The organism is Pseudomonas sp. PA-4-8C (assembly GCF_021606625.1).
Taxonomy (GTDB): domain Bacteria; phylum Pseudomonadota; class Gammaproteobacteria; order Pseudomonadales; family Pseudomonadaceae; genus Aquipseudomonas; species Aquipseudomonas lactis.
In genome coordinates this window covers 1-19,081 of record NZ_WKCD01000021.1, presented here as the reverse complement: position 1 = coordinate 19,081, position 19,081 = coordinate 1, and the positions used below count along the sequence as shown (strand labels likewise).

Sequence of the window (19,081 nt, the reverse complement as noted above, 5' to 3'; positions counted from 1 at the left end):
TGTCACTCCCTGCTCTTTATAATTGTGGTGCTGCTTCGAGATTTCCGGCGTGTCTGATAGGCTTTCGGCCCGGAATCGAAAAACCTGAGTACTGCCTGATTTTTCACGGAATTTTTGCAGACCGGCGTTGAGAATCAACCGCGGGCGCTTGTGCGCGCTCGTCGTCAGTGAACTTAAAAAAGACTAAGAGGCATGCCCCGTGCATGACCTTTGGAGACAGCATGGATTTTTGGACCGCCATACAGGCATTGATTCTCGGCATCGTCGAGGGGCTTACGGAGTTCTTGCCGATCTCCAGCACCGGCCACCAGATCATCGTCGCCGACCTGATCAATTTTGGTGGCGAGCGTTTCGAAGCCTTCAACATCATCATCCAGCTGGGCGCGATCCTGGCGGTGGTCTGGGAGTTTCGACGCAAGATATTTGACGTGGTCATCGGCCTGCCGACCCAGCCCAAAGCCCGTCGCTTCACCGTCAACCTGATCATTGCCGTATTGCCGGCAGTGGTACTTGGGGTGATCTTCGCCGACCTGATCAAGCATTACCTGTTCAACCCGATCACGGTAGCGACAGCGCTGGTGGTGGGCGGCGTGATCATGTTGTGGGCTGAACGCCGCCAGCATGCGGTGCGGGCTGAAACCGTCGATGACATCACCTGGAAAGACGCCCTGAAAGTCGGCCTGGCCCAGTGCCTGGCCATGATCCCCGGCACCTCGCGTTCCGGTGCGACGATCATCGGCGGCCTGTTGTTTGGCCTGTCGCGCAAGACGGCTACCGAGTTCTCGTTCTTCCTGGCGATGCCAACCATGGTCGGTGCGGCGGTGTACTCGGGCTATAAATACCGTGACCTGTTCCAGCCCGCGGACCTGCCGGTGTTCGCCATTGGCTTTGTCACCTCGTTCATCTTCGCGATGATTGCGGTCAAGGCCCTGCTTAAGTTCATCGCCAGCCACAGCTACGCGGCGTTTGCCTGGTACCGTATTGCCTTCGGCCTGGTGATCCTGGCGACCTGGCAGTTCGGCTGGATCGACTGGACTGCGGTCAAGCCATGAGTATCCAGCACCCACGCCTGAAGGCGCTGATCTTTGTACTGCTGTGTGCCGCGCCGCTGCTGGGCTCGGCGTTGCTGTGGTATCGGGGCGAAACAGTGATTCCGTTGATGGCCTACGGCGTGGTCAGCGTGGTGGCGTTCTTCCTGTACTGGAGCGACAAGCGCAAGGCGCAGACCGAAGGCTGGCGCACCCCGGAAAACATCCTGCATGCGGTGGAGCTAGCGGGAGGTTGGCCGGGGGCGTTGATCGCCCAGCAGGTGTTCCGGCACAAGACGCGCAAGGTGTCTTACCAGGTGCTGTTCTGGGTGATTGTGCTGTTGCACCAGGTGTTCTGGCTGGACCAGTTGTTTCTTGGCGGCACCTTGCTGTCAATCCTCTAGCCGCAAGCCAATCTGCGTGCGCTTGGGCAGTTTACTGACCACCAACTGGTGGGAGCGCTGCAACAAGCCACGCAGTTCCTCTGCGCCCAAAGGGTAGGGCGTGTTCATGATGACCCACTGCGCCCTCGCCAGGTAAGGCGCCGGGTGAATGCCCGGCCGGTCGACGTGGCCCAGGAACAGCTCCTTGTCGACCTTGAAGGCCAGCGACTCACCGCGCAGGTTCTGCAAGGCGAACATCTTGTTGCCGGCAATCGAAAACACCCGCACGCCGCCCCACTTATAGTCTTCCCGTGCGCCTGGCAGGCTCAGGCAGAAACGCGCGACTTGTTCTTCTGTCATGCTCATAACAGCCGATCTCCACAGCCTTTGAAGCCTTCTTCCAGATAGTCGATCCAGGCCCGGATGGCCGGCAGCACGCCGCGCCGGTGCGGGTACACCGCCTGCAGCCAGCCGCCCGGCAATGACCATTGCGGCAGCAGTTGCACCAGCCGGCCGCTGGCCAGTTCTTCTTCGCAGTACATCATCGGCAGTATCGTAAAGCCCACGCCCATGATGGCGCTGGCCTTGCGCACGATAAAGTCCTCGATGCCCAGGCGCGCTTCCATCACCAGTTCATGGGTATTGCCCTGGGGATCGATGATGCGTTGATGCACCATTCGGTCGGCCTCAAGTGCGCCGAGTATGGGCAACTGTTTGAGGTCTTCCAGGGTTTCGACCTGCCGATCACGCATGAACGCGGGGCTGGCCACCAGCACGGTGTGCGCCTGGCGCAGGCGCTTGGTGACCAGCAACGGGTCTTCATCGCCTTGTTCGCGAACGCGCAGTGCCACATCAATGCCTTCGGCCACCAGGTCGACGCGGCGGTTCACCAGGGTCATGTCCAACTGCACCAGCGGGTGAGCGGCCAGAAAACCTGCCACCAACTCCGGCAGGATGTGTTGGGCCAGGCCCACCGGGCAACTGACCCGCAGCCGCCCACGCGGCTCGCTGGACATGCTGGCCACGGCCTCGTCGGCCATTTCCGCTTCCAGCAGCATGGCCTGGCAATGGCGCAAGTAGCGCTCACCCACGGCGGTGAGGGTCAGTTGCCGGGTGGTGCGTTGCAGCAGGCGTGCGCCCAGGCGGTCTTCCAGCTCGGCAATGCGCCGTGACAACCTGGATTTTGGAATCCCGAGCAGCCGGCCAGCCGCAGCAAAACCGCCGGCTTCGACGACTTTAGCGAAATAGTAGAGGTCGTTGAGGTCTTGCATGGTGGGCCTATTGTCCTGTCAGTGGGACAAACTATCGCATTTCAGATGGCTTATCGACCATTGGTTTCATGCGTAGCATCACCACCATCTGATCGCCACTGTCGATCCCACCTCGGAGATCCATCATGAAACTCTTGCACATCGATTCCAGCATCCTCGGCGACAACTCTGCCTCCCGTCAGCTCAGCGCCGGTGTGGTCAAGGCGTGGCAGGCCGCTCAGCCGGGCGTGGAAGTGACTTACCGCGACCTCGCCAGCGAAGGCATCAACCATTTCTCCGGCGCTACCCTGGGCGCCTTGGGCACTGCCGCTGAACTGCGCGATGCGGCGCAAAAGCACGAGGCTGAACTGAGTGCATCGTCGCTGGCTGAGTTTCTCGCCGCCGATGCTGTGGTGGTGGGTGCGCCGATGTACAACTTCACCATCCCAACCCAATTGAAAGCCTGGATCGACCGCATCGCGGTGGCCGGCCAGACGTTCCGCTACTCCGAAGCCGGCCCTGAAGGCCTGTGCGGCAACAAGAAGGTCATTATTGTCTCCACCGCTGGCGGCCTGCATGCCGACCAAGCTTCGGGCGCTGCCCATGAAGGCTACTTGAAGCTGCTGTTCGGTTTCCTCGGCATCACCGACATCGAGATCGTCCGCGCCGAAGGCCTGGCCTACGGTGATGAAGTGCGCAGCAAAGCCATGAGCGACGCCAACGTGCGCATCAACGAGCAACTGTTCGCCGCTGCGTAAGGCTTATGTAAATTTGCCCTGTCCTCGGTTTCATTCTGAAACCGAGCGCCTAAACTCTGTATTCTGATCGCCTGAACGCGAGCGGAGTACGGAGTTTTTTCGTTGTGGCCCGGGTTATGCAAACATCCATTCGATACCCTGGACTTTTTATTCGACAGGCCGGTTCTTGTGCAGCAAAGGTGGACATCCCCATGATGCGTCTTTGTGCTGTTTTGGTTCTTTCGCTGTTGGGCGGCCTGCTTTCAGTGCACGCCGCGCCGGCACCGCGCCCCCATTGGAGTGTGGGGTTTCATCGCATGAGTTTTCTCGACCCGCTGGATGCGCAGCCGATGAAAGCCATCGCGTTCTACCCCTCCACCGATGCCGAGCGCACCACCGCGCTGGGCGCCTACCATGTGGCGGCCAGCGAAGATGCCAAGGTGGCGATCGGGCGATTCCCGATGCTGATGTTGTCCCACGGCAATACCGGCACGCCGCTGGCCCTGCATGACCTGGCCACCGCCTTGGCGCGCAAGGGGTTTGTGGTGGTGGCGGTGCTGCATCCCGGTGACAACTACAAGGACCACAGCCGCCTGGGCACCGTGAGCAATTTGTACGGTCGGCCGATCCAGATTTCCCAGGCGATCACCGCCGCCTTGGCCGAGCCGATGCTGTCGCCCTTTGTGGATATTGATCAGATCGGCGTCATCGGCTATTCAGCCGGTGGCGAGACGGCATTGATCCTGGCCGGCGCCAAGCCTGATTTCGAACGTCTGCGCCGCTACTGCCAAGAGCGCCCCGAAGACCGCGACGCGTGCACCACCAAGGGCGAGCTGGTGGTCGACCGCGACGATTTGCAACCCCAGGCCGATCCGCGCATCCATGCCTTGATGCTGATGGCGCCGCTGAGCTTGATGTTTGGCCGCCACACCCTGGCGGACGTGCATGTGCCGGTGCTGCTCTACAGTGGCGATGGCGACCAGTTGGTGGCCGTGGACAAGAACGCCGCCGCCCTGGCGCGCAAGTTGCCGCAGCCCCCGGATTTCAAACTGTTGGCCGGGGCCGGGCACTTCGTGTTCATGGCCCCGTGTGACAGCGATCAACTGGCGAGCATGCCCGCCATTTGCACGGATGCCGATGGGGTTGATCGAGAAGGCATCCACCGCGATCTGGTCTCCGAGGCCGGGCGTTTTTTCAGCCATACCCTGGGCGAGGCCACCCGCGCCGGCTTGCAGACCGCTGATCAGTAGGCGCGACGCCTGAGCAATACGGTCAGGCCGAGCGCGCTGACCGACAGCAACGCCGCGCAGAAGAAGATCCAGCCATAGCCGAGGTTCAGCGCCACGGCGCCCATCAACGGCCCGGCAATCGCCAGGGCCAGGTCAAAAAATACCGCATAGGCACTCAGCCCGGCGCCGCGGCTGCTGTCCGGCACTTGCTTGATGGCTTCCACGCCGAGCGCCGGGTAAACCAGTGACAAGCCAAAGCCGGTCAACCCTGCGCCGATCAAGGCCACGCCGGTAGACGGCGCCAGCCACAACAGCGTCAGGCCCAGGGTTTCGATGAGCATGCAGGCGATGGCGGCGGTGAATCCACCAAACCGGCTGATGGCCGAAATAAACACCAGGCGCGACAGGATAAAACACACGCCAAATACCGTCAGGCAATATGCCGCACCGGTCCAGCCACGATTGAGGTAATACAGGGTGATGAAGGTCGTCAACGTGCCGTAGCCAATCGAGGCCAGGCACAGGCTGGTGCCAAACGGCGCGATACGCCCGAACACCGCCCAGAATGGCAGCCGCTCGCCACGTACCACTGGCACCGACGGTTTATTGCGGATCAGCACCAGGCCCAACGCCGCCAACACCGCCAGGGCAATACCCAGGCTGGTGTAGCCGTAGTCAGCCACCATCACCACGCCTAACGGCGCACCAATGGCAATGGCGCCATAGGAGGCGATGCCATTCCAGGAGATCGAGCGAGCGGTGTGCTCAGCGCCCACTGCGCCCATGCACCAACTGATGGTCCCCACGCCAATCAGGCCCTGGGCCACACCCAGCAACAGGCGACCGGTGATCAGAATGCCCAGGCTCAAGCTCGGCAGGCTGTCCAGCAGCGTGGCGATAAAGGTCAGTACGCCGCTGATCAGAATGCCGGCCAGGCCCAGCACGATCGCGCGCTTGGTACCGACGTTATCCGACATCCGCCCAGCCATCGGGCGGCTGAGCAGCGTGGCCAGGTACTGCGAGCCGATTGTCACCCCGGCCACCACGGCGCTGAAGCCCAGTTGCTCATGCACATAGCCTGGAATCACCGCAATCGGCAGGCCGATGCAGATAAAGGCAATGAAGGTATAGAAGACGATGGAAACGATCTGCAGGGTGATCGACAGGGAGGAGGGGGCGGCAGGCATGAATACTCAATCGCTGGCGGGCGGTAAAGCATCATGGCATATCCCGCCTCCCTGTAGGAGCGAGGGACGCCTACCGTCGATCCCTGTGGGAGCGGGCTTGCCTGCGAAGGCGGTGTGTCAGTCACTGAATCTTTAACTGAACCACCGCTTTCGCAGGCAAGCCAGCTCCCACACTGGTTATGCATGGCCCACAGAATCAGCGCCCGGCACAGTGCTGATGCAAAAAAGCCCCGTCACAGGGGCAGGGCTTTTGCTTGCAGCTAAGTGCTGCTCTTAGAACACCACACCCTGGCTGCGCAGGTAGTCGTCATAGGTGCCGCTGAAGTCGATCACGCCGCTAGGGCTCAACTCGATAATGCGGGTGGCCAGGGACGATACGAACTCACGGTCGTGGCTGACGAAGATCAGCGTGCCCGGGTAGTTCTCCAGCGCCAGGTTCAGCGCTTCGATGGATTCCATGTCCAAGTGGTTGGTCGGTTCGTCCATGATCAGCACGTTGGGCTTTTGCAGGATCAGCTTGCCGAACAGCATGCGCCCTTGTTCACCACCGGAGATTACTTTGACCGACTTCTGGATCTCGTCGTTGGAGAACAACATACGGCCCAGGGTGCCACGAATCATTTGCTCGCCTTGGGTCCATTGGCCCATCCAGTCGAACAGGCTCACGTCGTCTTCGAAGTCGTGGGCGTGGTCCTGGGCGTAGTAGCCCAGCTCGGCGGCGTCGGTCCACTTGATGCTGCCGGCGTCCGGGGTCAGTTCGTTGACCAGGGTGCGCAGCAGGGTGGTTTTGCCGATACCGTTCGGGCCGATGATCGCCACGCGCTCGCCCGCTTCAACCTGGAAGCTGAAGTCCTTGAACAGCGGTTTGCCGTCGAAACCCTTGGCCATCTTCTCGACCATGACCGCCTGACGGTGCAGCTTTTTGTTCTGCTCGAAACGGATGAACGGGCTCACACGGCTCGATGGCTTGACTTCGGCCAGCTGGATCTTGTCGATCGCCTTGGCGCGGGAGGTGGCCTGTTTGGCTTTGGAGGCGTTGGCCGAGAAGCGGCTGACGAAGGATTGCAGTTCGGAGATCTGCGCTTTCTTCTTGGCGTTGTCCGACAGCAGTTGCTCGCGGGACTGGGTCGCCACGGTCATGTACTCGTCGTAGTTGCCCGGGAACAGGCGCAGCTCGCCGTAATCCAGGTCAGCCATGTGGGTGCACACGCTGTTCAGGAAGTGACGGTCGTGAGAGATGATGATCATCAGGCTGGAGCGCTGGGTCAGGATGTTTTCCAGCCAGCGGATGGTGTTGATGTCCAAGTGGTTGGTCGGTTCGTCGAGCAACAGCACTTCCGGGTCGGAGAACAGCGCCTGGGCCAGCAATACGCGCAGCTTCCAGCCTGGGGACACTTCGCTCATCGGGCCGAAATGCTGTTCCAGGGGAATACCCAGGCCCAGCAGCAGCTCACCGGCGCGGGATTCGGCGGTGTAGCCGTCCATCTCGGCGAACTCGGTTTCCAGCTCGGCCACGGCCATGCCGTCTTCTTCGCTCATTTCCGGCAGCGAGTAGATGCGATCGCGCTCGGCCTTGACCTTCCACAGCTCCTCGTGGCCCATGATCACGGTGTCGAGCACGGTGAATTCTTCGTAGGCGAACTGGTCCTGGCGCAGTTTACCCAGGCGCACATTCGGCTCGAGCATGACCTGCCCGCCGGACGGGTCGAGGTCGCCACCGAGGATTTTCATGAAGGTCGACTTGCCGCAACCGTTGGCACCGATCAAACCATAGCGGTTGCCGGCGCCGAACTTGACCGAGACGTTCTCGAAGAGCGGCTTGGCGCCGAACTGCATGGTGATGTTAGCTGTGGAGATCAATTACTTTACCTATCAATGGGTTGCGAGCGTGACGGCAGGTGCCTTCAGGCATGCGTCAACAGCGACGTCAAGGCGCGAAACCCGGTCGCTGAACACAAAATTTTGGATGTGTGTTGGAATTTGGCGCGCATTGTCGCATATGTCAGGCGACAGTTGTATGGCGAGCGAAGGATGGTTTTGCCAAGGTCTCCGGCAGGGCCAGCCACAACAGCATCAAGGCAACGGCTGCAACCGCCGCCAACGTCAGGAACGCCGCGTTGTAGCCAGCCTGCTGCACCACGAAACCGGCCAGGCTGCTACTGAGCGCCGCGCCGAGGCCAAATACGGTGGAGAGGGCGCCCAGGCTGACGTTGAAGCGCCCGGTGCCTTGGGTCAGGTCCTTGACGATCACCGGGAACAGGGCGCCGAAAATGCCGGCGCCGATACCGTCGAGCATCTGCACGGCCACCAGCCAGTAGGGGTCGCTGGACAAGGTATAGAGCACGCCACGCAGCGGCAGTATCAGGAAACCTACAAGCAACAGCGGCTTGCGCCCCCAGATATCGGCTTTGAGCCCGACCAGCCAGGCCATTGGCACCATCACCAACTGTGCGGCGACAATGCAGGCTGAAGTCAGCGGGGTGGCCATCTGCAAATTGATCTGCGCCAGTTTCTGGCTGACCAGCGGCAGCATTGCGGCATTGGCCAGGTGAAACAGCGCGCAGCAGATGGCGAACAGTAGCAGCGGTTGGTTGGCCAGCAATGCTTTCAGGCCCGAGGGCTGTTCATGGTCGGTGTGATGGGCTGGATCGAAACCACGGGCGACCTCATGGTCAATCGCCCTGGCCGGCACGCAACTGACCGCAATGACACTGGCGAGCGCCATAAAGGCCATCAGGTAGAACACCACCACCGGCCCGAACAGGTACGCCAACCCGCCGGCCAGCAACGCGGCCACGGCATTGCCGGCGTGGTTGAAGGTCTCGTTGCGCCCGGTACGCCGGGTAAAGGCGCGCGGCCCGGTGATCCCCAGCGAAATGGCGGAAATTGCCGGGGCAAATACCGAGGCGGCTACAGCACTGGCGGCCTGGGTCAACGCCACCCAACCAAATGAACTGACAAAGGGCAGCATCAGGCAACTGCCCGTCACCAACAGCGCGGCAAGGGCTACCACCGCACGTTTGCTGCGAGTGCGGTCGATCAGCGCACCTGCGGGGCCTTGGGTCAACAAGGCAGCGATGCCGGCCAGGGTCATGACCACGCCAATGCTGGCCGGCTCCCATTGATGCACGGCCAGCAGGTAAATCGCCAGGTACGGTCCGAGACCGTCGCGCACATCGGCGAGAAAGAAGTTCAGGCTGTCCAGGGATAAAGCGATGCGCAGGTCTGAATGACGGGCCACGATGCGACCTTCAAGAGCGGCGTTCAGGGGCTGAACGCGCGTTGGGTTAGTGACCTGTGGGCTGAGTGATAAGTTTCGCGGTCGGGGAGGCTTTTCTCCTGCGTGCATTTAACTTACTTTCCAAAGCCCACTGTAATGAGTTTCTGGAGAAGCAATGGACATGCCCTCAGCGCAAGAGGCGATCGCCAGCAACAAAAATGCCTGGGATGAATCTGCCGGGTTGCACAAAGATACTCCGACCTGGACGGCACTGCTGGCCTCGGTCGCCGAGCCTGATTTTTCCTGCCTTGACCCGACCATCACCACCTTGCTGCAAGAGGTGGGTGTAATGGGCAAGGATGTGGTGCAATTGTGTTGCAACAACGGACGCGAAAGCCTATCGCTGTATGGCTTGGGCGCCCGTTCGGTGGTGGGGGTTGATCAATCCCGGGCGTTTCTTGAACAGGCACGGGAATTGGCCGAGGTCTCGCCGCATAGCCCTGAGTTCATTGAGACCGATATCCACCATTTGCCCGAGCGTTTGCAGGCACGCTTCGATATTGCCCTGGTGACCATTGGCGTGCTGGGTTGGATGCCGGATGTGGCGCTGTTCATGCGCCAGGTTGCCAGTGTGCTGAAGCCCGGCGGCACGCTGGTCATGTACGAAACCCATCCCTTTCTCGAGGTGTTTGACCCCTGTGGGGCCAACCCGATGCTGCCTGCCAGTTCTTACTTTCAGCGTGAACCCGTTGTGCTGCAGGAGGCAATTGTCTATGAAGGGAAGGATGAGCGGCCCGGGCCGACCTCCTACTGGTACGTACATACCCTGGGCAGCGTGGTCAGCGGGGCTATCGCAGCGCAGTTGCGGATCGCTCATTTGCAGGAGTACCCGCATTGCAACCGGGAAGAACTTTACGAACAGTATGAGCATCAGGTCGCGCAAATGCCCCTGTGCTTTACCCTGACAGCGATCAAGCGTGATGGCTGATCAAGGTTTGCGCAGGCAAAAAAAGGCCCGCGAGGAGAGGGCGGGCCAAGTGATTCACTGGAGTAGGTAGGCTTCACCCTATAGGTGGAAAAGTGAAGGCCTTGTGAAAATGCCGTGATCAAATCGGATAATCACGTCTTATGTGTCCACCTGTGGCGAGGGAGCTTGCTCCCGTAACGGCCTGCCAGCCACCGCCTATCTGCCTGACGCCCCTCGTTCCAACATGTGGGAGCTGGCTTGCCTGCGATAGCGGTGTATCAGTGACAGATTAGTTGACTGACCCACCGCTATCGCAGGCAAGCCAGCTCCCACATTTGATCAAGAGCGCCGTACGAAGGTGCGCATGGTTTGCCCCGGGCCGGTGCTGAACACGGTGGGCCTGGGCATGCCTTCATCCGCTGCGATGAATACGAAATCATCGCCGTCGAGCCGGTAACTGGCGGGGAGCTGCTTGCCTGCGTCATCACCTATGTCGTCCGTCCAGGTAATGCTTTTGGGCGTGGTACTGGCGTCCAGTACGAAGCGTCCTGCCAATAATACTTCGCCACCGACCGTGGTCACTTCGAAGCGATCCCCTGCAATTGTCGTTATCGCTCCCGGCGCGCTGTGGGCATCCACGGGGTTGAGCACGCCACTGTCTTCAAGGGCGGTTTGTTCCCAAGTGCCTTGCAGTGCGTGAAAGTCCGAGGCTGAAAGCGGTGACATGCAAACTCCTTATTGCTGTTCAAAAAAATGTTCAATTGTAGTGAGGCTGACACTGTTCCACCTGTAGGCGAAATTTTTTTCTTTATAAGACAGGTATTTGACAGCTTTTTCATGTTGTATTGACTACGCTTGCAACCAGATCAGTCTGACATGGCTGTGTCATTTGGCTTACTCACCGAAATGAAACCGAAATAATCCCTAAGTTTGTGGGATATTTCAGGGGACTGAGTGGTCACATCGCCATTGGTCTGCCGTATCCAGGGCGTTGTCCCTGATTTTTGAAGTCTTTTAGACTTCTGAGAATGATGGCCTTTTAGTATTATTTTAAGGTGTTCTTATTTTGAATCGTACTTCCCCGCTTCCACCTTCCGCAGCGTCTGATGAAATTGATTTATTTGAATTGTTTCACGCCATCTGGCGACAAAAAAAGCTGGTGGTCGGGTGTACGCTTCTGGCCGGGGTATTAGGCGCAGGTTATGCCTTTCTGGCACCCAAGACCTATGAAGTCAGCAGTGTGTTGCGGCCTGCTGCAATCAACGAGCTAGACGCCTTGAACCGTTCGGAAGTGTATAAGTTGCCGCCTGCCGATGCGTTGCTCAAAGTAGGTGCACAGCTGGACTCTTATGATGCGCGCCTGGGGTTCTTCAAGGACCATGAGGAGTTATTCAAGGCGTTCAAGAAACCGGGGCAAACCCTTGAGCAGAGCTTTGAGGCGTTCAACCGCAATTCGGTCAATCTGATTTTGCCCGATCCGAAGAAATCCGATTCGTTGAGCAGCTATATTCGTCTGGAGCTGCAATACCCGACCGACGTCGACGGTGTTGCGATTCTCAACGGTTTTGTGGACTACGCCATTGCCGCCGAGCGTCAGCAGGTGGGTGCTGACCTGAAGGTGATCGTCAATAACCGCTTGAGCGAGCTCAAGGGCAAGATCGACGCCGCCCGCGCCAACTACGATACCGATAAAGAATCGAAAATCGCCAAGCTGCTGGAAGCCGACCGGCTCAAGCGTGCCCAACTGCAGGACGAGCTCAGCGCTTTGCGCTTGCAGATGAAGATGGAGCGCACCAACCGCCTGGCCGAATTGGCCGAAGCGATCAGCATTGCCAAGTCCATGGGCATTCGTACGCCGACAACGCCGTCCTCTATGGCCGACTCCACCCGCACGGGTTCGAGCCAGGTCATGCGTACCGAGGTGAACAACCAGAAGATCCCGCTGTATTTCATGGGGACCGAGGCGTTGGAAGCCGAGCGCGCTGCATTGCAGCAGCGTACCAGTGATGACTTTACCAACCCGCGCATTGCCGAGATCGGCAAAGAGCTGCAACTGCTGGAAAGCAACCGCGAGGTTGAGGTGCTGCGCAAGCGTGGCAATGAAGACATCTTCTTGCAGGACGTCGAGCCGCTTCGCGCTGAAGTCGCCAGGTTGCGTGGTTTGAACATCGACATGAGCAACCTCAAGCTGGTGACGATTGACCGTCGAGCCCAGGAGCCTTTGTCGCCGATCAAGCCGAAAAAACCGCTGGTCATCGCGCTGAGCCTGGTCGGCGGGCTGTTGCTGGGCCTGATGATTGCGCTGATCCGCTACTTCGTTCGCAGCCGCACTCAGGCCGTCCCTTATACGGCATTAGGCGATCGCCGCGAGGATAAAGACACACCGCTGTAACCCTTCAAACAGGCAGGCTCAGGGGCCTGCCTGCGCCTACCCCCAGCACACTCAGTAGACAGCTTTTCACAATTCTTAGTTAACCTTTGGTTACAAAGTGTGGCTAAATAACTGCCAATGGACGCACGCAGGCGGTTATCCGCCGGGCGTGTCGCCTGTATGTGAATTGTGATTTCAGGTGCTGCTTATCCATCCTCGGCCGTTGTGGGCCCGCAGGAGCAGCCTGTTCTCTCCCTGACGTGTGACGAATCCCTTGAAACTCATCATTGTTGCTCTCTACGTTGCTTCCATTGCGTATGTACACCTGCGTGGTCGGGTGCGACACAAGCTGGGTCGCCAGCTTAGTGATCACTCGACGTTCCTGGCGCCGATCAACTGTTTCCTGTACCTGTTCTCCAAGCAGCCCAGCCGTCCCTACCTCTCGCCCAGCGACTTTCCAGACCTGAGCCCATTGCAGGAGCACTGGGAAGAGATCCGCGAAGAAGGCCAGAATCTGATGCGGGCGGGGGAGATCAAACGCTCGGAGCAATACAACGACGTAGGGTTCAACTCGTTTTTCAAGACCGGCTGGAAGCGTTTCTACCTCAAGTGGTACGGCGACAGTCACCCCTCGGCGATGAAGCTGTGCCCACGCACCACCGAGTTGGTGCAAAGCATCGGCTCGATCAAGGCCGCGATGTTCGCCGAACTGCCACCGGGCTCCAAGCTGGTGCGTCACCGCGACCCGTATGCTGGCTCGTACCGCTATCACCTGGGGCTGGATACGCCTAACGATCCAGGCTGTTACATCAATGTGGACGGCGAAAGCTATTACTGGCGCGACGGCGAGCCGGTGATGTTCGACGAGACCTACATTCACTACGCGGAAAACACCACCCAACAGAACCGCATCATTCTGTTCTGTGATATCGAACGGCCCATGAAGTACCGCTGGGCGGCTGCGTTCAACCGCTGGTTCAGCCGCAATGTGATGGCGGCCGCGGGTTCGCCCAACGATGCGGGCGACAAGACCGGCGGTCTCAACCGTGCCTTTACCCGTCTGTATAAGATTCGCCTGCGTGGCAAAGAGCTCAAGAAGCGCAATCGCACGCGCTACTACCTGGAAAAGTGGGCGATCTTTGCCGGTCTGGCGCTGATCTTCATTCTTATCTGACCTGGCTCAGGGCGCGGATCACCCAGGGGGTTGCGCGCCCAACTTGTCCCACATCTTTTTGCTGATCTTCTGCCGATTGGCATACCCCGCCCACGGGTCGTCCTTCAAGGCCTGCAACCGCTGGTGCAGGTTCGCCACCGTCCACTGCTGGGCGCCGCGCAACCCTTTCAACTCGTCTCGACTCACCGGCACCGACACGGGTAGGCCCGGGCGTGCCCGCACTGAGTACGCCGCCACGGTACTGGCGCCACGGGCGTTGCGCAGGTAGTCGATAAAGATCTTGCCCACGCGGTTCTTGGGGCCGCTGGTGGCGGTAAAGCGTTCGGGCAGTTGCCGGGTCATGAATTGGGCAATGGCTTTGGCAAATGCCTTGACGGTGTCCCAGCCATCGCGCCTCGCCAACGGCACGATCAGGTGCAAGCCTTTGCCGCCGCTGGTCTTGACGAAAGCCTGCAAGCCCAGCTCATCCAACACTGACAGGGTCAGTTGGGCCGCTTCCAGCATGGTTTTCCAGGGCAGGGCCGGGTCCGGGTCGAGATCGAGGACGAACAGGTCAGGCGTCTCAATCTTGTCCGTGGTGGCGCCCCACGTGTGAAATTCGACCGTACCCATTTGCACGGCACCCACCAGGGCGTCCACGCTGTCTACCTCCATCAGGCGCGCATGGCCTGGGTCCAGCGCCGGGTCCAATTGCTTGATGTGGGGGATGGTCATGCGCTCAGAGTGCTTCTGGAAGAACTGCTCACCTTCAATGCCTTCTGGCGCCCGCAGCAATGACACGGCGCGCCCGCGCAGAAAGGGCAGGATCCATTCGCTGATATCGGTGTAGAACTGCGCCAGTTGCTGTTTTTGCGTGCCGCTGTGCTTGTCGATAATGCGCTCGGGGTGGGTGATTTTCACGTTCTTCACCGTTGCCTGGGCTTTACCGGCTTTCGATGCCTCGGGTGCCTTGACGGACTTGGCCGCGCGCGGCTGTTCATGAATGATCTGCGAGGCTGGCTTGTCGGTACGCAGGCCCACAAACGCGGCCTGGCGCACCACGCCTTCACGGGTCCACTCGGCAAATTGCACTTCGCCGACCAGGCTCGGCTCAACCCAGTGCACGCCTCGGGCCTGGGCACTGGTCAACGGCTTTTGCAGTGGCGAGTCCTTGCGCTCAAGCGCGGTGAGCTTGGCATAGATACTTTTCAGCGCCGCCTGATCAAATCCCGTGCCTACGCGCCCGGCATACACCAGGCCTGCCTCATCGTTGACCGCCAGCAGCAGCGCCCCAAAGCCGCTGCGCGAACCTTGGGGGCGGGTATAGCCCACAATCACGAATTCCTGGCGCAGGCGGCATTTGAGCTTGATCCAGTTGTCACTGCGCCGCGACACGTAGGGGCTGCCGGCACGCTTGCCGATCACCCCTTCCAGGGCCAGGTCACAGGCGCTTTCGAAAATATCGCGCTGGCTGGCGGCAAAGGCTTCGGAGAAGCGCAGCAGTTTGCTTCGGCTGCCGGACAGCGCGGATTTAAGCGCAGCACGACGCTCTTCGACCGGATCTTCGCGTTGGTCGCGACCGTTCAAAAACGGGGCATCGAACAGGTAATAGACGATGTCCAGGCTGCGGCCGATATCGAATGCGTTTTGCAGCGCCTGGAAATCCGGCAGCCCGTCGCCATTGAGGCTGACCACTTCGCCATCTAGCCAACTGTCCTTGAGCTTGAGGGCTTGCAAGGCTTTGCACTGACGCGGCAGGCGCTCGGTCCAGTCGTGGCCGTTGCGGGTGAACAGGCGCACTTCGCCGTCGCGAATGCGCGCCATGATGCGGTAGCCGTCGAACTTGATCTCGTAGCGCCAGTCACCTTCGGGCGCCCGCTCCACCAGGGTTGCCAATTGAGGGGCGAACTCATCCGGCAGGGCAGCGGTACGCTTGGGCGCTTTGGCTTTTGGCGCTGCCTTGGATTTGGCCTTGGCCTTGGCCGTGGCTTTTGGCTTACCCACCACCGCATCGCTGAGCACGCTGGCGGGCTCGGCCTGGACAATATCGAATTCAGAGGCCGGGCGCGCTTGCTGATCGTTTTCCTTGATCAACAGCCATTGCTCCTTGTCGCCGCTGCCCTTGAGACGGGTTCGTACCAGCGCCCAGTCGCCTGAGAGCTTCTCACCCACCAGGGTGAATTTGAGTTTGCCCGCCGCGTAGGCCTTGCGCGGGTCATCGTGGGGTTGCCAGATGCCTCGATCCCACACGATCACATCCCCCGCACCGTATTGGCCGGCGGGAATGCTGCCCTCGAAACTGCCATAGCTCAGCGGGTGGTCTTCAACATGCACGGCCAAGCGCTTCTGGCTCGGGTCCAGGCTCGGGCCCTTGGGCACCGCCCAGCTCAACAGCACGCCATCAAGTTCCAGGCGAAAGTCGTAATGCAGGTTGCGCGCATCATGCTTTTGGATCACAAAGCTTAAGGCAGAGGCTTTACGTTTGCTGGATGAGCTGCCGGCGGGTTCGGCGGTGATCTTGAAATCACGCTTGCGGTTGTACTCGCTCAGGGGCTTTGCCATGTTGTTCTCCCGTCAATGGCAGGCTCAAGAGGCCTTGTTATTGGACTTTTTCGCGGTGCTCTTTTTCGCCGCAGGTTTACCCGCCAGGCTGCGTTTGAGCAGTTCGGTCAGGTCGATGACATCCGCAGATTTGCGCTCTTCGCCGCCTTCGGCGGTTTCCACGTCTTCGATCTTGCCGGCCTTGGCCTTTTTCGCTACCAGCGCCCGGATCTTGTCCTGGAAGCTGTCACGGTATTCATCGGGCTGCCAGTCGGCGCTCATGTCTTCCACCAGGCGCTTGGCCATGTCCAATTCACCTTTGGCCAGGGTCGGTTTTGTCACATCGCTGCCCAGTTCCAATTCGTCCAGGCTGCGCACTTCGGCGGGCCAGCGCAGCATGACCAGCACCAGGGCCGACTCCAGTGGCATCAACGCAGCCAGGTGTTGCTTGGTGTGCAGCACCACGTTGGCCAGCGCGACCTTGCCGGTTTTTTTCAGCGCTTCGCGCAGCAGTGCATAGACCTTGCCGCCGCGTTTATCCGGGGCGAGGAAGTAGGGCGTGTCGATGTTTTGCAGGGGGATCTGGTCGCTGGCGACGAAGGCGATGATTTCGATGGTCTGGGTGGACTTGGGGTGGGCCGAGCGAATCTCGTCTTCGCTGAGCACCACATAGCGCCCTTTTTCAAAGGCCACGCCCTTGACGATATTTTCCTTGGTGACTTCCTTGCCGGTGGTTTTGTTGATGCGCTTGTAGCCCACCGGGTCCATGCTGCGCTTGTCCAGCCAGTCAAAGTCGACGCCTTGTGAAGAGGTCGCCGAGACCAGCGATACCGGGATGTGAACCAAGCCAAAACTGATGGCGCCTTTCCAGATTGCCCGTGGCATAGGTGTGATTCCTCAACGAAGAGCCTGTGTGCTGGTGACTCGCAGCGCAGGGCAAAAGTTTCGGCGGATAGATGCTCGGACAGATCGTGTTACACCTGATGAGAAACTATTTAGTGTCACCACCCGAACCCACGGCGTAGCGTGTTATCGAAAGCACGTAGTACCTGGCATAGAGAGGTTTGGCCATGAACCCTTGTGTACGTCATCTTGCAGCATTGGCGCTGGGCCTGGCCGTTGGGCCATGGGCTCAGGCGCAAAACCTGCCGGGCCGCAGCAGCGACCACGGCCCGATTCACCGGGCCAACCCCAACAGCATGCAGGGCACCCAGCCCAATGCACCTGCGGTTCCCAGCATTCAGCCTGTCCCGGCCAACCCGCGGCCGACCCTGGAAAACGGCGGCATCGGCAACCGCTACCCCAAGCAGGAGGCGGCCCCCAGCCGCCCGGCCACCGCACCCAAAGTGCCCACCTATGATGCCAACGGCAATCGCCGCTGAGGATTTCGCCTTATGTTTGTACGTAAAACCCTGATGGCCGCCCTGTGCGCCACCGCGTTACTGCCGTTGAGCGCGGTGTATGCCGCCGATAGCCAACAGTTCCCCAGCGAGCAAGGTAGCATCACCGCAACACCGATCGCCAAGGGTCTGGACCATCCGTGGGCGCTGGCGTTTTTGCCCGACCAGCAAGGTTTTCTGGTGACCGAACGGCCTGGAAACCTGCGGTTTGTCAGCCCGGACGGCAAGCTCTCTGCGCCCTTGAAGGGCGTGCCGCAGGTGTGGGCCAAAGGGCAGGGCGGGTTGCTGGATGTGGTGCTGTCGCCAGACTTCAAGCAGGACCGCCTGGTGTACCTGTCGTACGCCGAAGGCGGTGGTGAGGGCGGTAAGGCCGGCACTGCCGTAGGGCGTGGGCGCCTGGCGGCTGACTTGAGCGGCTTGGAGGACTTCAAGGTGATTCTGCGCCAGGAGCCCAAGCTATCTACGGGCAATCACTTCGGTTCGCGCCTGGCCTTTGACCGTGACGGCTACCTGTTCGTGACCCTGGGTGAGAACAACGACCGCCCCACGGCCCAGGACTTGGACAAGCTGCAAGGTAAAGTGGTGCGCATCTACCCGGATGGGCGCGTGCCGGATGACAACCCCTTTGTCGGTCAGCCCGGCGTGCGTCCGGAGATCTGGTCCTATGGGCAGCGCAACCCGCAAGGGCTGGCCTTGAACCCCTGGAGCGGCACGATCTGGGAAAATGAACATGGGCCCCGTGGCGGTGATGAAGTCAATATCATCGAACGCGGCAAGAACTACGGCTGGCCGTTGGCGACCCATGGCATCAACTATTCCCTGTTGCCGATTCCCGAAGCCAAGGGCAAAACGGCCGAGGGCACAGTGGCACCCCATCATGTGTGGGAGAAGTCGCCGGGCATCAGTGGCATGGCGTTCTATGACGGCGACCGGTTCAAGGCCTGGCAGCACAACCTGTTTATCGGTGCGCTGGTCAGCCAGGAGCTGATTCGCTTGCAGTTCGAGGGTGACAAGGTGGTTCACGAGGAACGCTTGTTGGGCGAATTGAAAGCGCGGATCCGCGATGTGCGGCAGGGGCCGGATGGCTTTCTGTATGTGCTGACGGATGAGGATGACGGTGTGTTGTATCGGGTGGGGCTGAATCAGGACTAAACGTGTGGGAGGGCGCTGTTAGCAGAGGTTGATCCAATTGATGCCCCGCGATCCAAATGTGTGAGCTGGCTTGCGAAGGCATAGGTATCTACACAACTTTGTGGGTTGTAACAGCATACGGTAACCACGATGCGAAGCGAGTCGCTCTTGCTCTGCTCTTGATCTTGATCTCAAGCGCCCCGTTAAACCACGCTGGCCGAACGCAGGCTTGAATTCGTGGGTAACCCGGCAGGACGCCGGGTTAGCCCCCCGCGCCATGGATGGCGCGTGGCGGCGGCCCACGGATTCAAGCCTGCGTTCGGGCACACCGAGCCTAGGCGAGGTGCCGAGTGGTGGGGCAAGAGCCCTTTGGTTACTTTGGGCTGGGCCGGCATTCCGGCTCTTTTCCAAAGTGACCCGCCGTCAGGCGGAACCCTAAGTGGCCGTTACCTAAATAACGGATATGTACCCGGTCCAGCTGTGT

17 protein-coding genes are annotated in these 19,081 nt (G+C 60.0%); 9 read left to right on the top strand and 8 right to left on the bottom strand.

All coding sequences use genetic code 11. The annotated features are described in order from the left end of the window. Window positions 1–221: 221 nt before the first annotated feature. Both GIW04_RS06335 and GIW04_RS06330 read left to right on the top strand, forming a co-directional pair. Entirely contained in the window at window positions 222–1,052 is an 831-nt protein-coding gene (locus GIW04_RS06335; RefSeq protein WP_044273643.1) for an undecaprenyl-diphosphate phosphatase, read from the top strand. Continuing rightward, window positions 1,049–1,432, top strand: coding sequence for a DUF1294 domain-containing protein (locus GIW04_RS06330; protein ID WP_032892008.1), 384 nt, complete (start codon window positions 1,049–1,051; stop codon window positions 1,430–1,432). The genes GIW04_RS06335 and GIW04_RS06330 overlap by 4 nt, the downstream gene beginning before the upstream one ends. Here the strand turns inward: GIW04_RS06330 and GIW04_RS06325 are convergent. Continuing rightward, window positions 1,421–1,777 carry an MmcQ/YjbR family DNA-binding protein gene (locus tag GIW04_RS06325; protein ID WP_034127343.1) on the bottom strand — a complete coding sequence of 119 codons (357 nt, stop codon included), beginning with the start codon at window positions 1,775–1,777 and terminating at the stop codon, window positions 1,421–1,423. The two genes, GIW04_RS06330 and GIW04_RS06325, sit on opposite strands and share 12 nt — an antisense overlap. Next, entirely contained in the window at window positions 1,774–2,682 is a 909-nt protein-coding gene (locus tag GIW04_RS06320) for a LysR substrate-binding domain-containing protein (protein WP_003191049.1), read from the bottom strand. Before GIW04_RS06320 ends, GIW04_RS06325 begins: the two co-directional genes overlap by 4 nt. 125 nt (window positions 2,683–2,807) lie before the next feature. On the opposite strand from GIW04_RS06320, the gene GIW04_RS06315 reads away from it, so the two are divergent. Continuing rightward, window positions 2,808–3,419: an FMN-dependent NADH-azoreductase gene (locus GIW04_RS06315; RefSeq protein ID WP_034127345.1), complete on the top strand. Its 612-nt coding sequence runs from the start codon at window positions 2,808–2,810 to the stop codon at window positions 3,417–3,419. 191 nt (window positions 3,420–3,610) lie between these two features. Beyond that, on the top strand, window positions 3,611–4,648 hold the full coding sequence (locus GIW04_RS06310) for an alpha/beta hydrolase family protein (RefSeq protein WP_034135546.1): 1,038 nt from the start codon (window positions 3,611–3,613) through the stop codon (window positions 4,646–4,648). On the opposite strand, the gene GIW04_RS06305 is transcribed toward GIW04_RS06310, so the two are convergent. The 3 genes from GIW04_RS06305 to GIW04_RS06295 all read right to left on the bottom strand — a co-directional run bounded on the left by GIW04_RS06305 (window position 4,642) and on the right by GIW04_RS06295 (window position 9,055). Further along, complete coding sequence (locus tag GIW04_RS06305; RefSeq protein WP_034135547.1) at window positions 4,642–5,814, bottom strand: MFS transporter; 1,173 nt, start codon at window positions 5,812–5,814, stop codon at window positions 4,642–4,644. The genes GIW04_RS06310 and GIW04_RS06305 overlap by 7 nt on opposite strands. Window positions 5,815–6,087: 273 nt before the next feature. Continuing rightward, window positions 6,088–7,674, bottom strand: coding sequence for an ABC-F family ATPase (locus GIW04_RS06300; protein WP_003191057.1), 1,587 nt, complete (start codon window positions 7,672–7,674; stop codon window positions 6,088–6,090). 142 nt (window positions 7,675–7,816) lie between these two features. Then, on the bottom strand, window positions 7,817–9,055 hold the full coding sequence (locus GIW04_RS06295; protein ID WP_236478946.1) for an MFS transporter: 1,239 nt from the start codon (window positions 9,053–9,055) through the stop codon (window positions 7,817–7,819). 154 nt (window positions 9,056–9,209) lie between these two features. On the opposite strand from GIW04_RS06295, the gene GIW04_RS06290 reads away from it, so the two are divergent. Further along, complete coding sequence (locus tag GIW04_RS06290; protein WP_003191062.1) at window positions 9,210–10,022, top strand: class I SAM-dependent methyltransferase; 813 nt, start codon at window positions 9,210–9,212, stop codon at window positions 10,020–10,022. A gap of 318 nt (window positions 10,023–10,340) precedes the next feature. Here GIW04_RS06290 and GIW04_RS06285 read toward each other — a convergent pair whose 3' ends face one another. Beyond that, on the bottom strand, window positions 10,341–10,727 hold the full coding sequence (locus GIW04_RS06285; protein ID WP_120247994.1) for a TIGR03067 domain-containing protein: 387 nt from the start codon (window positions 10,725–10,727) through the stop codon (window positions 10,341–10,343). 340 nt (window positions 10,728–11,067) lie between these two features. Between GIW04_RS06285 and GIW04_RS06280 the strand changes: the two genes are divergently transcribed. Next, entirely contained in the window at window positions 11,068–12,393 is a 1,326-nt protein-coding gene (locus tag GIW04_RS06280; protein ID WP_003191065.1) for a Wzz/FepE/Etk N-terminal domain-containing protein, read from the top strand. A 253-nt stretch (window positions 12,394–12,646) separates the two neighbouring features. Continuing rightward, on the top strand, window positions 12,647–13,546 hold the full coding sequence (lpxO, locus tag GIW04_RS06275) for a lipid A hydroxylase LpxO (protein WP_094775566.1): 900 nt from the start codon (window positions 12,647–12,649) through the stop codon (window positions 13,544–13,546). 18 nt (window positions 13,547–13,564) lie between these two features. Here the strand turns inward: lpxO and ligD are convergent, their stop codons facing one another. Both ligD and ku read right to left on the bottom strand, forming a co-directional pair. Then, the gene (ligD, locus tag GIW04_RS06270) at window positions 13,565–16,087 is read right to left on the bottom strand and encodes a DNA ligase D (protein WP_120247995.1); all 2,523 of its coding nucleotides are present in this window, start codon (window positions 16,085–16,087) and stop codon (window positions 13,565–13,567) included. A gap of 24 nt (window positions 16,088–16,111) precedes the next feature. Then, window positions 16,112–16,951, bottom strand: coding sequence for a non-homologous end joining protein Ku (ku, locus tag GIW04_RS06265; protein WP_003191069.1), 840 nt, complete (start codon window positions 16,949–16,951; stop codon window positions 16,112–16,114). 185 nt (window positions 16,952–17,136) lie between these two features. On the opposite strand from ku, the gene GIW04_RS06260 reads away from it, so the two are divergent. Together GIW04_RS06260 and GIW04_RS06255 are read left to right on the top strand one after the other, a co-directional pair. Then, window positions 17,137–17,448 carry a hypothetical protein gene (locus GIW04_RS06260; RefSeq protein WP_003191071.1) on the top strand — a complete coding sequence of 104 codons (312 nt, stop codon included), beginning with the start codon at window positions 17,137–17,139 and terminating at the stop codon, window positions 17,446–17,448. Window positions 17,449–17,460: 12 nt separating this feature from the next. Beyond that, window positions 17,461–18,618 carry a PQQ-dependent sugar dehydrogenase gene (locus GIW04_RS06255; protein ID WP_034135553.1) on the top strand — a complete coding sequence of 386 codons (1,158 nt, stop codon included), beginning with the start codon at window positions 17,461–17,463 and terminating at the stop codon, window positions 18,616–18,618. Window positions 18,619–19,081 lie beyond the last annotated feature (463 nt).